The following is a 14102-nucleotide window of genomic DNA, read 5'->3' on the forward strand; positions in this document are numbered from 1 at the left end:
AATTTAACTCATAAACGGGCCGATTGATACCGGAAAATGTCTATCTTTGTACGTATAATTAACACATAAAGATATACGAAGATGGATTCTGCAACTTTACAAACCGTAAGCCTCGATATCCCCAAGGCTGATATGCGACTTTTCAAGGAGTTGGCAAAGAAAATGGGATGGCTGGTCAGGACTCCGGATAAGTGTAGCTCTGGATTGGATGAAGCCATTGAAGACTATAAAGCAGGGCATGTACATCAAGCTAAGGATGTAGATGACTTGATGAAGCAACTGATGGCATGAAATACGAAATTGAATATACTACGAAGTTCAAACGTTCGTTTAAGAAATGCTTAAAGCGAGGATTAAATCCTGCTGTTTTGGAGAAAGCAATGCAGGTATTGTCCGATTCGGGAACTTTGCCTGCCGAATATAGACCTCATAAGCTTTCAGGGCAATACGAAGGGTATTGGGAGTGTCATTTGCAATCGGATTGGCTATTGGTTTGGTTGCAGGATGATGGTCGTTTAGTTCTTACATTGATTGATACCGGTACTCATGCTGATTTATTCTGAACAGTAAATAAAAACTAAATTGCCCCATCACTCTGCCGTTCAGAGGGGTGGGGCAATCTTTCTTCTCTTAGAACCTGCAGCGCAACTCTATCCCAGCCTGCACCGGGCGCCCTTTCTGCATGAATCCGTTCCCCATGCTTTCGAAGTAGAAGGAGGCATAGTCCTTATCCAGTGCATTGCGTACCCAGAAATCGATTTGACCATTTCCTTTCTGGAAGCTGACACGACCGTTCAAAGTTCCGTAGAGGGCTTGGCTGACGGTGTTCTGCTCTGTCCAGTAGATGCGTCCTGCACCGGTGTAGTTGGCATTCAGTTGGATGCGGTCGAGTATGTGCCCCGGGTTGATGCGGAAGATATATTGTCCGCCTATGTTGAAGGTATGCTTCGGTACAAACGGTACATATTTCCCATTGTAACTGATTTCCTGGAGCTGACCGTTTACTTTTTCATTAGTCACATAGTCTTTGAAGGTGGCATAAGTATAACCATAGCAGGCACTCAGCGTAAGATTGGTGGTGACTGCGGCAGTCAATGTAATCTCAGCTCCCTGGCTACGGCTTTTCCCGGCATTGGCGGTTTCGCGTCCTAATCCGGTAGGGGCGAAGCGGGAAATTTGCTGGTCGCGTGTCTCCAGCCAGAAAAGGGCGGCATCGGTGCGGAGGCGTCCGTCGAAAAGATTCAAGTGAGTCCCTACTTCATAGTTCCATGTTTGTTCCGGCTTGTAGATTGTGGAAGCTTTGGCATCGGGGTTTTCTCCGGCATTGGGGAAATTCTCCTCGAACAGCTTCTTGTATGCATCCGGCACATGAGCCATAATTTCATCCTTACTCTGCTTCATCATGTCGTTTCTCAAGCTCGACTGGAGTAAATCCGAAAACATCTGCACATTGTAACCTCCCGAACGATAGCCCTTGCTGACTGTTACATACACATTGCCCATATTCTTGTCGAAGTCGTATTGCAGGGCAAACTTAGGCAGCAGTTGCAGGTAATCTTTATGAATGTTGCCTTTGTAACGGGATTCTACAGTCAATGCTGTTTCGGGCATCATCTCTATTTCTCTGATGACTTGTCCTCCCTGCATCATTTCTCCTTTGATGCCTACCGTATAGTTCATATCCGTGCCGGAGTTATAATTCATCTTCATCCATTCGTAGTCCAACCGCAATCCGGCAGTGAACGACAACCCTTTCAGGCCAAACAATTCTCTGAAGGTAGATTGGTGGAACAACGCCCCGTTGAGCAACGGCGTGCTGAAGTTCCCGCCTATCGGCATGATTTGGTCTGTGATCTTCAATGAGGGAAGAATATTCATACTCATGGACGGTCCCATGCCGACCTCAATTTTTGATGGAATTACGCTGCCCAGCATCTGGTCCATCATGCTCATGCCGCCTTCCTTGAAAGTGACGGGAGCATCCGTTTTCAGCCATTGGTAGAAGCCGAAAGCACCTGTTGTCCACTGCCAGCGGCGATTATCTTTGCTTTTCAGGATGATCTCTTCACTCAGAGCATGCGAACGTTGCTTCTGTGCCAGTGTGTAGATGTTCTCGGCTGTAAAATCCTGGTCGATGTCCATGCGGTCTTTCAGATACTGATAACCGGTGACCATGCTTAAGGTAAACTTCTGTGCCTGGTATTCCATATTTATACCTGTGTTCAGCAGGTTGCGGTAGTAGTTGTTCTCCGCATTGTTGGATATCTTTCCGATGAAAGGTTTCAGCTCTTCTTTCTGCTTGGAAGCGTCCAGGCTGCCCATATAGAAGTAGGGGTAACCTCCCTGATCGCTATATTCATAGTTGACGTTTATATCTACTTTCCAATTCTCGGAGGGCAGGTAGATGGCACGGAATCGGCCGCCTCCGGCTTGTCCTTTGTCGGCTTTTTCATTTCTCACTACGTTGCGGAAGAATCCTCCCTGATAATCATAGAATCCTCCGGCGGAAAAGGCAAAGCGATCGGTGATCCGATGGTAGTGGGTGAGCGAGGCGTTATAGGCATTGTGTGTGCCGGCCCCCATGCGGAAGTCTGTTCCTTGGTAAGTAAAAGGAGACTTTGTGTGGATTTTGATAAGACCTCCCATGGCATTGCGTCCGTATAGTGTACCTTGCGGGCCGCGAAGTACGTCGATACGTTCAACGTCTGCATAGCTGAAGTCAAAAGCAGACTTGTCTATATAAGGTATATTGTCCACATACAGTCCTACGGAAGGGGTGTTGATACGCGAACCGATACCGCGGATATATACGGCAGAAGTAAGCCGCGAACCATAATCGGGGATGAACATATTGGGGACAACCGCTGTGAGGTTTTTGATGGAGTTTACTTGGGCATTCTGCATGTCCTGTTGTGAAAGCAAGGTGACGGCGGTGGGCTGCTCGCGTAATTTGCGGTTCTCTTTGGGTGCTGCGATGACGAGGATTTCTTCTACGTCCACTACTTTCAGCGTGTCCACTTCTTCTGCCAAAGCATTACCGGCAGCTAAAAAAGTTAAGGCTAAGATGAAAAATTTATGTCTGTTCATAATCTGTTTTTATTTTGCCTGCAAAGTAACGGCAAATCTACGGGGTATACAATCCTCATTTATTAGGATATTATGCGAATCAGCAGTTATATTGCAGACTATATCCGGTCTGCCTCTATATATCCGTGCATTACAGCATAGATTGTCAGCCCGGAAACGGACTTGATGCCCAGCTTCTCTGTAATATTCTTGCGGTGTGAGATGACGGTGGTCAGGCTGATATTCAGTTTGTCTGCTATTTCTTTGTTGATAAGTCCTTTGGTAATCAGCACCAGCACTTCTATTTCCCGGGCGGAAAGGTCGTGCTCACTGGTCGCATTCGGGGCAATGTCCGGATGACCCGCAGGCATCTGTTTTCCGTGCTGTCTGTTCTGATGCCCGTATTGATGTAGTTGCAGAATGCTTTTTACCAGATTCTTCTCATCCTGATAAATGTTCAGAGTTGGCATTCCCGACAATTGGGGCAATGTTTCCCCACCTGCCAGTATAATCGTTTTAGGCTTGCGCTTCAGAAAGAAAGCCGTGTGCTCGAAATAGATTTGTGAAGAGATGAAGTAGTGAGCGTACATATCGGGCGTGTCGTCCATCAGTTCGCCGAAGGAATGGAAAGAACGGATGGTAGCCATCGGAATGATTTCTTCCAGCAGGCTCTGCAGCCCCAGGCACGACAGGGTATCGGGGTTGACGATTGCTATTTCCGGGGATATCATGTGAGGCGTTTCCGTATGTGGCATCCGGCTTCTTCTGTTTTTAGATTCTTTGCAAAGATAATGCTTACGCATCGAATTTACCCTAATTCTGTAGAACAAATTTTCTGCTTCCTATCCATCAAGGGAGCCGACGGGGAAAACACTTACTCCCGACAGCGTGCACATTATCCCCTAATCATTGAAGCCCGTAAGGATACGATGCACAAGATGCCATCTTGAGCTGCACAAGATGGCATCTTGAACAGCATAAGATGGCATCTTGTGCAGCATAAGGAATAGTGTTACAGAAGAGAGGGAATAGTGTGGAAGAGAAAAGGGAATAATGTGCTTGGCGAAAAGAAGCAGGGGCTGCTCCTATAATACCCTATATTCAATCCAAAAAGGCTTTAGCTGCTTCTGCACATCGCTCTCCGTCAACTCCGGCAGAAACAATGCCTCCGGCATATCCGGCTCCTTCGCCGCAAGGGAACAGTCCCTTCACACGGATGTGTTGCAGCGTTTCCTTGTCCCGGATGATGCGTACGGGTGCCGATGTCCGGGTTTCCACTCCAATCATCACTGCTTCGTTGGTCAGGAAGCCATGGCTGTATTTGCCAAACATCTGGAATCCTTTGCTTAATCGTTCTGTAATGAAAGCCGGCATCCAGAAGTGCAGGGGAGAAGACACCAGGCCGGGAGCGTAGGAACTTTCGGGTAGGTCGTAGCTCAACTTCTTCTTGGTGAAGTCTGCCATCCGCTGTGCAGGTGCCGTCTGCTTCATGTTGCCCTGTTGCCAGCAGAGGCGTTCCAAATGCTCTTGGAAATACATCATTTTCAATTGTCCATTATCCATTGTCCATTGTTCCAAGTCTTCCGGGCGCAGTTCCACTACCATTCCCGAATTGCTCCAACGGGAACCGCGGTTACTGGGGCTCATGCCGTTGACTACGATTTGTTGCGGTCCGCTGGCTGCGGGTACAACAAAGCCGCCCGGGCACATACAGAAACTGTATACTCCCCGTCCGTCTACCTGATTTACAAAGCTATATTCGGCGGCAGGCAGGTATTTGCCCCGTCCGTTCCGGTTGTGGTATTGAATCTGATCTATTAATTCGGCGGGATGTTCCAGACGCACGCCTACGGCGATGCCTTTGGCTTCTATTTCAACCTGGTTGGCAGCGAGCCAGCGGTATACATCCCTGGCAGAGTGTCCGGTGGCAAGTATTACCGGACCTAAAATTGTTTTTCCCGTATTGGTTTCGATGCCCTTTACTTCATCTTCTTCTATAATCAAGGCATCCATGCGTGTTTCAAAATGAACTTCCCCACCACAGTTGATGATGGTATTCCGCATATTCTCGATGACGCGCGGCAGTTTATCCGTACCGATATGGGGATGTGCATCCACTAATATGGAAGTGGAAGCACCATGCTGGCAGAATACATTCAGGATCTTGTCTACATTACCCCGCTTCTTGCTGCGGGTATAAAGCTTCCCGTCCGAATAGGCTCCTGCACCTCCTTCGCCAAAGCTGTAATTGGATTCCGGATTGACCGTTTGCTGCCGTCCTATTAGTGCGAGGTCTTTCTTACGTTCGCGCACGTCTTTGCCGCGTTCCACAATGACGGGACGCAGTCCGAGTTCTATCAGCCGCAATCCGGCAAAGAGTCCTCCGGGACCGGCGCCTACAATGATGACTTGCGGCTTGCCTTCCACATTATTATATTCGGTATGTTGGTATTCGTCATCTTCAGGCATTTCATTCAGGTATGCCCGTACGGTGAGGTTGATGAAGATGGTTCTTTGGCGGGCATCTATGCTACGCTTCAGGATGCGTGTAGCTGTAATTTCCCGTGCATTCAATCCTTTCTCTTGCACGAGATACTCTTTCAGACGTTGTTCATTGGCCGCTACTTCGGGCAAAACACGTATTTGGTACTCTTGTATCATTATCGGACTTTTATTTCATGAAGATACAAAGGTACGTTATTGGCAGCAAATGTTCTAATAATCGATTCGATTTTCGGGGATTCGATTAATATATTCCTCCGGATAATCAACTCCGGAGGAATATAAAAAACTAATTACCAATTAAATTCGCATTCGCAAACGCTCATTTTTCCGGGAACAATCGTTACCCACTTTCCTGTCCATTTGCCACCGTAAGAAGCGCAAATAGCTTCACACTTTTCTTTTGCGTCTTGGTCGTTCCACAACGGACCTGCCGGAACATCCAGTTTGAAAGAAACCTCACCTGCTTGCGGAAAAGGCAATTCACATTCCACGACACTCATTCGGCCCGGAATGGTAGTAATCCATTTCCCGGTGAAGCGGCCGCCGTGTGCGGCGCAAATAAACGGAGCACGTTTTTTTGCATCTTCATGGCTCCACAGTGGACCGGCAGGTATCGAAATGCAAAATGAGTCCTTGTTCAGATTTGTATCTTCTCTTTCAGGCAGACGGATGATTTCTGTAATATATACTTCTCCTTTACCGGGAAGTGGCTTGAATATTACCATTTCAGCTTGATAGCGTTCTGCATGTGCAGTCACTGGTTCTGCAAGGCAAACAAAACGATAGTTGGTACCGGCTACAACTTGAGTTGATACTCCATGTGGGGAATATCTTACACCGACCAAGTTCTGTGTTGCTTGTCTAAATACTTGATGATCTTCTTCTGTCAACGGGCGAACAGGTGTCCATCCGCCATTAGGATTTTGGTTTTCCATATCTACTTCATTTTTAAGTTAAATAATATCCTCTTTTCGAGGGGAACTTCTACAAACATAATGAAAGGAAATGGATAAACATTCTCTTTTTTCCAGACGACCAAATAAGTTTTTAAACGGTATAAATTAACATGTAAACGACATTTTCAAGCTTCCGAATCAGGACATACCTATCCGAATAGTGTTCTGAACGCCTCTTCTACCTTTCGTACAGGTATCAGCTCAATCTTTATCTTCTTGGTATTCAGCCCCTGCATGTTATATTTAGGCAATATGAACCGTTTGAAGCCCAGCTTTTCCGCTTCTCCGATGCGTTGCTCTATACGGTTTACAGGGCGGATTTCTCCTGACAGACCGATTTCTCCTGCCATACATACTTCCGGTTCTATGGCCGTATCCATATTGCTGGAAAGGATAGCACTGATAACGGACAAGTCTATGGCAGGGTCGTTCACCTTCAATCCTCCGGCTATATTAAGGAATACATCTTTTTGTGCCAGTTTGAAGCCGACGCGCTTTTCCAGTACGGCGAGCAGCATGTTCATCCGCCGTATATCAAAACCGGTAGCGGAGCGTTGCGGATTGCCATATACTGCACTGCTGACCAATGCCTGCGTTTCGATGAGGAAGGGCCTTATTCCCTCTATGGCAGAGGCTATGGCTATTCCGCTCATCCCTTCGTGATCCTGGCTCAGCAATAATTCGGACGGATTGTCTACCTGCCGTAGTCCGTTTTGGCGCATTTCGTAGATACCCAGTTCTGCGGTACTTCCAAAGCGGTTCTTGATGCTGCGGAGGATGCGGTACATATAATGCTGGTCGCCTTCAAACTGAAGCACTGTGTCTACAATATGCTCCAAGACTTTAGGGCCGGCTATGCTTCCTTCCTTATTAATATGCCCGATCAGTATGACGGCTGTATGCGTCTCTTTGGCAAAGCGCAGGATGGAAGCGGAACACTCCCGCACCTGTGCAATGCTTCCGGGAGACGATTCAAGCGTTTCGGTCGAAATAGTCTGTATGGAGTCTATGATTACAAGATCCGGCCGGGTGTTCTTGATGTGTACATAAATCTGTTCCAGTGAAGTCTCGCAGACGATGAGGCAGTCACTGGAAGCGGTCGTCAGCCGGTCGGCACGAAGTTTTAGTTGGCGGGTGCTCTCTTCACCGGAAATATAGAGTATTCGTTTTTCGGGAATTCGGAGTATCGTCTGCAGGACTAAAGTTGATTTGCCGATACCCGGTTCACCGCCAATCAGTACGAGGGAGCCTTGCACCAGTCCGCCGCCCAGTACCCGGTTCAGTTCGGCATCATGGAGGTCGATACGAGGTTCGTCATCGGCTATGATTTCATTCAGGGTGATGGGCTTTGCTTTGGTTGTTTCTATACCCGATACCGGCCGTTTGTTTACTACTTCTTTCCGTACCACTTCTTCTACATACGTATTCCATTCTCCGCACGACGGGCATTTGCCTACCCATTTGGGTGATTCTTGTCCGCAGTTACTACATACATAAACTGTTTTTTCTTTTGCCATAATCGGGTATTCATATTGTAACGATGGCCAAAGGTACGATTTTTCATCGCAGCGGGCACATCGTTCCATAGAGTTTTTTATTGGGTTGCAAATGGTAATTTGTGTATTTCAGTTGTCAATTCCTTCATTTAATGTGAGAAAAGTAAGGAAGTAGTCATCCCTATACTTTAATTTGTGTTGTAGTAAAATGCAATTTTGCATGTTAGAATTTTAATTTTAAAAGTTTTATGACAAGTGTGAACTTAGTGTATCGTCCTTCTACTAAGAAAGGACGGCATCCGGGAAGTTTGTCCCTGCGGGTAATTCATCGGCGTCGGAACAAAACGGTTACGCTGCCGGATTGCCACGTATTCTGTGAAGAATGGGATAAAGAAAGACAGAGAATCATTTATCCGCGCCACGATCCCGACCGGATGGCTTATCTGGAAGAAGTGGAATCAAGACTAAAGAACGCAGTAGATTTTCTGGCAGGTTTTATTTCGGAATTGGAGAAAAAAGGACGTTATACGGTCGAAGAAGTGCTCGCTCTTTTTCGGGAGAAGAAAGATGAGAATAAGTTATCGGGATATACCGAACGCCTGGCCAGGGAGTTGGAAAGGCACGGGCAATACCGGACAGCCCGTGCTTATCGTACCGTTACGCGCGGTATTGTGAGGTTTAATAAAGGCGAGGATATACCTTTGCAGCATATAAACGCTTGCCTTATTAAGGATTTTGAAGTTTTCCTTCGTGACAACGGACGTTCGCCCAACACCATATCCTATTATATGCGCAATCTGCGGGCAATATACAATAAGGCTGTCTCTGAACGGAGAATTCTTCACCGAACGGACGGAAAGCCTTTTGCTGGAGTATATACGGGCGTCACGAAAACAATGAAGCGCGCTCTTACGTTGGATGAGATAAGGGCACTGCATGATTTTGATATTCCTGCACTTTTAAAAGAGAAGAATCCCTTTACCGGGGAATATGAAGCTCTGAAGAGTCTCTATGATGCCCAACGTTATTTTGCATTCTGCTTTAATGCAAGGGGGATGTGCTTTATTGACTTGGCTTATTTGCAGAAAAATAATATCCGTGGTGGTATCCTGAGGTATGTCCGTAAAAAGACGGGGCAACAAATCGAGGTGAAACTGACAACTGAGATGAACGATATCATCAGTAGCTTCTCCGATGAAACAGCAGAGACACCCTATGTTTTTCCCATTATCCGTGATATGGAGAAGAATCTACGGTTGCAATATGAGAACGGATTGCGTACACAGAATATCCGTTTGAAGAAGTTGGCGGCCCTTGCCGGGATAAAGAAGCCACTGAGTACCCATTGGGCGCGGCATTCGTGGGCTAATATAGGCAAGCAGGAAAATATCCCCTTGCGTGTAATCAGCGAATGTCTGGGGCATACTTCAGAACGGACAACATTGATTTATCTGGACCAGTTGGATAATTCACTTCTGGATGCCGCTAATGAACGGGTTACAGCCGCTATCCTGCGTCCGGTTATGGCAGGCAGTGAAGCCGCTGCCGGAGTTTCGCCCGGATAGCAATATGTTCATCTGATTTTTTGATTCCGCCCGCCGTAAATTCTGCGGGAAAGGACTGTTTTATCTTGATGGATAGTGATGCTGCAGAAAGAATTGTTGTGATTGCTGAAAGTAGCCCTCTTTGTGTTAAAAATAGGCTGGCAGGGAGGATAGAAACGAATTTTTCTTACCTTTGTATCAGCATGGATGAGGCAAACTGCCATCTGACACTTTATAAGTGTCAGAACATGTTTTATTGACACAACAGAAATCTGGGGCAAAAATAGGCCATAAATCCTTTGTGGCCGTTGTCAAATACCATTTATTTATTGTCAATTCCTACCGGCGACGCATTTCGGCTTGCCCGGATATCTGTCGGAGTCTTTCCTATTTCTTTTTTGCAGAACTTTGTAAATTGCGGCAGGTCGCTGAATCCGTTTTCAAAAGCAACCTGCTTAATCGGCTTGTTTGTGGATATGAGCTGCTGCCGGATGATTTTCGTTCGTTCTTCTTTCATCCATTTATAGGGTGTGGCGGCAAATATCTTTTTAAATCTCTCTGAGAACTGCCTGGGAGTGAGGTGCATGTATTCCGCCATTTCTTCTACGTTGCGGAAGCGATGCCAGCGCATCCGTACATATTCCGAGAAAGAAGTGTCTTCACTAAGTATCAGATAAAGAAAATCATAGATGTCTTTTTTGGTATAATACAGGCGCACAAGCATAAAGAACTCTTTGATTTTGAGGTCGAAGTATACTTTGCATTTTACTCCGTCGTTCAGGCTGTCTATAATTCCGTCCAGGAAATGCCATATCCGGGTATTTATATCCATCACACTGAACCTCCGTCGTGTGTGCGGCAGATATGTAATGCCCTTTTCTCTGCTTCCATAGAGCTTTTCCACCGAATAATTATCGCACAGTACAATAGGTCCCCGTATTCGGAAAATGACCAGTAACGAGTTGTTGATGGCTGTATACGAATAGCGTCCGCCGGCCGGCAAAAAGAGTATCTCTCCCTTCTTGCCTTCATAGTCCGGAAAATTTCCAAAGATAAACCGTACCCGTCCTTCCATAAAGAAGACTACTTCATTGTTGGATATCTCCAGTTTGCTGCTGTCTCCTTCTGCAATTCTTACCATCTCAATAGCAGGTTTTGCTGAACGTTCGAAGTGAAAGCATTGCTCATGCTCATATTCATGGGATAATTTCATAATATGTTGTTATTCAGTTGTTTTACTAATGTTCCACTTTTTTGTTTTGGCCTTTGTCTCAAACCTTATGCTAACAACTTGATTCTCCTTTAATTTATAGGGGTAGAATGATTGTTCATTCGGTATGCCTGTTCTACAAATGTTAGACAAGCTTCTTTCTGTCTATCCTGAAATCTGCTTAATTATCAGATAATCAGTCTTTATGCGTGTCGCTCAGGTGACGTTCTGACACTTATAAAGTGTCAGAATTGAAACCGTAAATAAACCCAAGATAAGAATGTATCACATGAAAATCTGTAAAGTAACATATAGGCTGTGTGCCTTTATTCTTTTTAGTGTATTGCTGGTTCCTCATTTGAATGGCCAGGAACTAACAGCTCCCACTTCGTCATGGGCTGTTAAAAGCAATCTGCTTTATGATGCTACAACCAGTCTGAATCTGGGTGCTGAGTTTAAGGTCGGACAACGGCTGACAGTGGATATTCCATTGAGTTACAATCCATTTTCATTTGGTGATAATAAAAAGTGGAAGCATATTTTGCTTCAACCCGAGCTGCGCTGGTGGGTAAAAGAACCTTTTGCCGGGCACTTCTTCGGTCTGCATGCACACTATGCTTATTATAATGTAGGAGGCATCGGCACGCGGTGGATGAAGGACAACCGCTTTGAAGGCTGGCTTGTGGGTGCAGGTCTTGCCTATGGGTATCAGTTCTTTCTCGGCCGCCATTGGAACCTGGAATTGTCCATCGGTGCAGGTTATGCTTATCTTGACTACAAGCGCTATTCGTGCAAGACATGCGGTGACTTTAAGGGTAATGAGAATAAACACTATATCGGCCCGACAAAAGCAGCTGTTACCCTTGTATATGTAATCAAATAAAAATAGATGATAACAAGTGATTTAATTAACAAGAGTTTCTAATTAAAAAGTTAAACGATGAACAAATTTAAGTTTGCGACCATGGCTTTCGCCGCCCTCACTTTGGGCTTAACAAGCTGTAACAATGAAGATGATCTGAACGGTCAGGCTACCCCTAAAGGGCAACCTACGGCAATGGAGCTGACCATTACTACGCCGAGTGTTCCCCGAACCTACGCTTCCACCGACCCTAACGCAACCAATGATGAAATCGAGTTGAAAACGGTTAATGTACTGATCTATGCTGAAACATCCACTCCGGGCAGCTATATTCTAGAGAAGAATGCAGCGCTTACTGTGTCGGACTTTGATCCGGTTACAGGTACCCCTGACACCTACGTTTTGAAGCAGGCCAGCAAGATTTCTACTACCACTGGTAATAAGAAAATATATGTGGCAATGAACTACCCTTCCGGTGGTACCTTGCCTTCGGTTAATACGCCTCTTACAAACCTTGCCGGCCTTACTCATGCATTAGGAAGTGCTACAGAGCTTTCTTCCAATGGTATTACTATGTTCAGTGCTGAAGAAGAATCAGCAGCATTGATAGCCGAAACCACTCCGGGAACTACTCCGGCAGCGAACAAAATTACGGTAAGTGTAAAACGTCTTGTTGCCAAGATTACGGTACGGGAGCAGATCGCACGTGACGGTAGTGGTAAGATCATCAGTCAGGGTGGTGAACTCACTAACCTTCAGTTTGCTTTGGGTAATGCGAACAAGAGCATTTATCCTTTGCAAAACCGTGTAGGTACTTCTCCTAACATTGTTGTCCAAGACCCTAACTGGAGCAGTTTTGCAGCCGGTGATTTCTTCACTATCAGCAATTATGCCCTCGCCTCCAGCGAATACTATGCTGTTGATGACATCAGTGAAACGGCCCTTACTGCCCAGGCTGTTTATGCTCCTGAGAATACGACACAGGCTTACGATGCTGCCGGTGGCAACCTGACTTATATTTCAGTACGTGCCCAGTATGCACCTGAATTTTTCTGTGATGCAACCGGAACAAACAAAGGTGCAGGTGCTGCCGGTACATCCTTCTGGACTGTTGTCAAGTCCGACGGATCTGTTTATTACTTTGATGTTGAGTCTGATGCAACTACCTTCCAAGCTGCTAACTCGGGTTCTGTCAAGAGTGATGAATATGTAAGTGGACTTTGCTATTTCCGTGCTTACATTAATAAGAATGGTATTGCAGACGGTAATATAGCAGGTTCCAAGGCTGCTAAATTCGATGTACTGCGTAATAACTACTACGATATGGTTATTAATAGTATCAAGGCTCCCGGAGCCTCTAAAGATGAGGGTGCTGTGACGGAACCAACTTCCATTATGGTCGATGTTGAGGTAGAACCTTGGTTTGCAGTATCGGATAATTACGATTTGTAAAAGCCCTCATTAAACTATTCTATAAACTCAATTGCATGGAAGCGGGGAGAATCCGCCCCGCTTCCATCTTTTACCTCCAAATAAATTATTCAATAATGAAGTTATATATACGGAAATATCTGTCGGGGATCTTTCTTCTTGTACTGCTCTTTACGAGTTGTATCAAAGAAGATTTATCGGACTGCCCTACAGGGATGAAACTCTATTTTACCTATGAACCGGCCACCTATGCCCGTACGGGTATCAATGAATCAGAAGTAGAAAGAATAGACCTTTTCGTATTCGATGCCGAAGGTGTTTTGCAAGCCGTATATACGGATGAAAGTCCGACCTTATCTCCCGAATACTACATGAGAGTGGATGATTTGTCTTCGGGCGACTATACCTTTGTTGTGTGGTGCGGTGTTCCCACTTATTATAAAATAGGCCCTCAGGAAATGAGGATAGCCCAAACCAGGCTGAACGAAGCCATGCTGTATCTCGATTATGAAGATGAAGTCCTGAACGGTGTACAACCGATTTTTCATGCACATGTTTCGGAGCATGTCGGCAATAAACGAGATCAGATTATTTCCCTGCCGTTGGTACAAGTTTACAATACAGTCAACCTGACCACGGAAGGACTGTCGCCGAACGACGACACTTACCGTATGAGAATCTACGATAACAACGGTACATATAAATTCGACTATACTTTCGCCGAATGCGGCGATTTGATATATACTGCCCAGTGCGACAAGGACACTTCCGGGCAACTCTCTGCCAGCCTTAACGTGCTTAAACTGGCCGATGGACGAGATCCCATATTTGAAATCACCAACGTTACACGGGGCACTACATTATACCGTGCGAACCTTGTAACTCTAATCAATGAAATAACCACTACGGATTATGATACTGTCCACGTTTACGACATACACTTAAAATTCGGACTGGATGTTTCCGTCAGCATTAATGGCTGGTGGGTGGTGCGAGATGGAGAAATAGGATTGAATTAAAAAGATAAGATAA

At 45.7% G+C, this 14102-nt stretch carries 12 protein-coding genes; 6 read left to right on the forward strand and 6 right to left on the reverse strand.

What is annotated here, in order from left to right:
- Positions 1 to 81 precede the first annotated feature (81 nt).
- A complete protein-coding gene (locus AAE250_RS16630; protein WP_294595648.1) occupies positions 82 to 291 on the forward strand; it encodes a hypothetical protein in 210 nt (69 codons plus the stop codon).
- The gene (locus tag AAE250_RS16635) at positions 288 to 563 is read left to right on the forward strand and encodes a type II toxin-antitoxin system RelE/ParE family toxin (RefSeq protein ID WP_294595650.1); all 276 of its coding nucleotides are present in this window, start codon (positions 288 to 290) and stop codon (positions 561 to 563) included. The genes AAE250_RS16630 and AAE250_RS16635 overlap by 4 nt, the downstream gene beginning before the upstream one ends.
- Before the next feature lie 67 nt (positions 564 to 630).
- Here AAE250_RS16635 and AAE250_RS16640 read toward each other — a convergent pair whose 3' ends face one another.
- The 5 genes from AAE250_RS16640 to radA all read right to left on the reverse strand — a co-directional run bounded on the left by AAE250_RS16640 (position 631) and on the right by radA (position 8044).
- Positions 631 to 3087 carry a TonB-dependent receptor gene (locus AAE250_RS16640; RefSeq protein WP_294595651.1) on the reverse strand — a complete coding sequence of 819 codons (2457 nt, stop codon included), beginning with the start codon at positions 3085 to 3087 and terminating at the stop codon, positions 631 to 633.
- Between the two features lie 98 nt (positions 3088 to 3185).
- Complete coding sequence (locus AAE250_RS16645) at positions 3186 to 3797, reverse strand: response regulator transcription factor (RefSeq protein WP_294595978.1); 612 nt, start codon at positions 3795 to 3797, stop codon at positions 3186 to 3188.
- A gap of 370 nt (positions 3798 to 4167) precedes the next feature.
- Entirely contained in the window at positions 4168 to 5727 is a 1560-nt protein-coding gene (locus AAE250_RS16650) for an FAD-dependent protein (protein ID WP_294595653.1), read from the reverse strand.
- A 134-nt stretch (positions 5728 to 5861) separates the two neighbouring features.
- Positions 5862 to 6506, reverse strand: coding sequence for a mannan-binding protein (locus tag AAE250_RS16655; protein WP_294595655.1), 645 nt, complete (start codon positions 6504 to 6506; stop codon positions 5862 to 5864).
- A 170-nt stretch (positions 6507 to 6676) separates the two neighbouring features.
- Entirely contained in the window at positions 6677 to 8044 is a 1368-nt protein-coding gene (gene radA / locus AAE250_RS16660; protein ID WP_294595657.1) for a DNA repair protein RadA, read from the reverse strand.
- A 227-nt stretch (positions 8045 to 8271) separates the two neighbouring features.
- Between radA and AAE250_RS16665 the strand changes: the two genes are divergently transcribed.
- Positions 8272 to 9588, forward strand: a complete 1317-nt coding sequence (locus AAE250_RS16665) for a tyrosine-type recombinase/integrase (protein WP_294595659.1) — start codon at positions 8272 to 8274, stop codon at positions 9586 to 9588.
- 301 nt (positions 9589 to 9889) lie between these two features.
- Here AAE250_RS16665 and AAE250_RS16670 read toward each other — a convergent pair whose 3' ends face one another.
- A complete protein-coding gene (locus AAE250_RS16670) occupies positions 9890 to 10780 on the reverse strand; it encodes a helix-turn-helix transcriptional regulator (protein ID WP_294595661.1) in 891 nt (296 codons plus the stop codon).
- Between the two features lie 286 nt (positions 10781 to 11066).
- Here AAE250_RS16670 and AAE250_RS16675 point away from each other — a divergent pair, with 286 nt between their 5' ends.
- The 3 genes from AAE250_RS16675 (at position 11067) to AAE250_RS16685 (ending at position 14089) form a co-directional block, all read left to right on the forward strand.
- On the forward strand, positions 11067 to 11660 hold the full coding sequence (locus tag AAE250_RS16675; protein ID WP_294595663.1) for a DUF3575 domain-containing protein: 594 nt from the start codon (positions 11067 to 11069) through the stop codon (positions 11658 to 11660).
- A gap of 57 nt (positions 11661 to 11717) precedes the next feature.
- Positions 11718 to 13091, forward strand: a complete 1374-nt coding sequence (locus AAE250_RS16680; RefSeq protein ID WP_294595665.1) for an Mfa1 family fimbria major subunit — start codon at positions 11718 to 11720, stop codon at positions 13089 to 13091.
- A 95-nt stretch (positions 13092 to 13186) separates the two neighbouring features.
- Entirely contained in the window at positions 13187 to 14089 is a 903-nt protein-coding gene (locus AAE250_RS16685; RefSeq protein ID WP_294595667.1) for a FimB/Mfa2 family fimbrial subunit, read from the forward strand.
- Positions 14090 to 14102 lie beyond the last annotated feature (13 nt).

The organism is Bacteroides sp. GD17 (genome assembly GCF_038448625.1).
GTDB lineage: Bacteria > Bacteroidota > Bacteroidia > Bacteroidales > Bacteroidaceae > Bacteroides.

What these genes read in the sequence shown, in the direction of transcription:
- AAE250_RS16630 (WP_294595648.1), top strand. Translation starts at nt 82, where the DNA reads ATGGATTCTGCAACTTTACAAACCGTAAGCCTCGATATCCCCAAGGCT.
- AAE250_RS16635 (WP_294595650.1), top strand. Translation starts at nt 288, where the DNA reads ATGAAATACGAAATTGAATATACTACGAAGTTCAAACGTTCGTTTAAG.
- AAE250_RS16640 (WP_294595651.1), bottom strand. Translation starts at nt 3,087, where the DNA reads ATGAACAGACATAAATTTTTCATCTTAGCCTTAACTTTTTTAGCTGCC.
- AAE250_RS16645 (WP_294595978.1), bottom strand. Translation starts at nt 3,797, where the DNA reads ATGATATCCCCGGAAATAGCAATCGTCAACCCCGATACCCTGTCGTGC.
- AAE250_RS16650 (WP_294595653.1), bottom strand. Translation starts at nt 5,727, where the DNA reads ATGATACAAGAGTACCAAATACGTGTTTTGCCCGAAGTAGCGGCCAAT.
- AAE250_RS16655 (WP_294595655.1), bottom strand. Translation starts at nt 6,506, where the DNA reads ATGGAAAACCAAAATCCTAATGGCGGATGGACACCTGTTCGCCCGTTG.
- radA (WP_294595657.1), bottom strand. Translation starts at nt 8,044, where the DNA reads ATGGCAAAAGAAAAAACAGTTTATGTATGTAGTAACTGCGGACAAGAA.
- AAE250_RS16665 (WP_294595659.1), top strand. Translation starts at nt 8,272, where the DNA reads ATGACAAGTGTGAACTTAGTGTATCGTCCTTCTACTAAGAAAGGACGG.
- AAE250_RS16670 (WP_294595661.1), bottom strand. Translation starts at nt 10,780, where the DNA reads ATGAAATTATCCCATGAATATGAGCATGAGCAATGCTTTCACTTCGAA.
- AAE250_RS16675 (WP_294595663.1), top strand. Translation starts at nt 11,067, where the DNA reads ATGAAAATCTGTAAAGTAACATATAGGCTGTGTGCCTTTATTCTTTTT.
- AAE250_RS16680 (WP_294595665.1), top strand. Translation starts at nt 11,718, where the DNA reads ATGAACAAATTTAAGTTTGCGACCATGGCTTTCGCCGCCCTCACTTTG.
- AAE250_RS16685 (WP_294595667.1), top strand. Translation starts at nt 13,187, where the DNA reads ATGAAGTTATATATACGGAAATATCTGTCGGGGATCTTTCTTCTTGTA.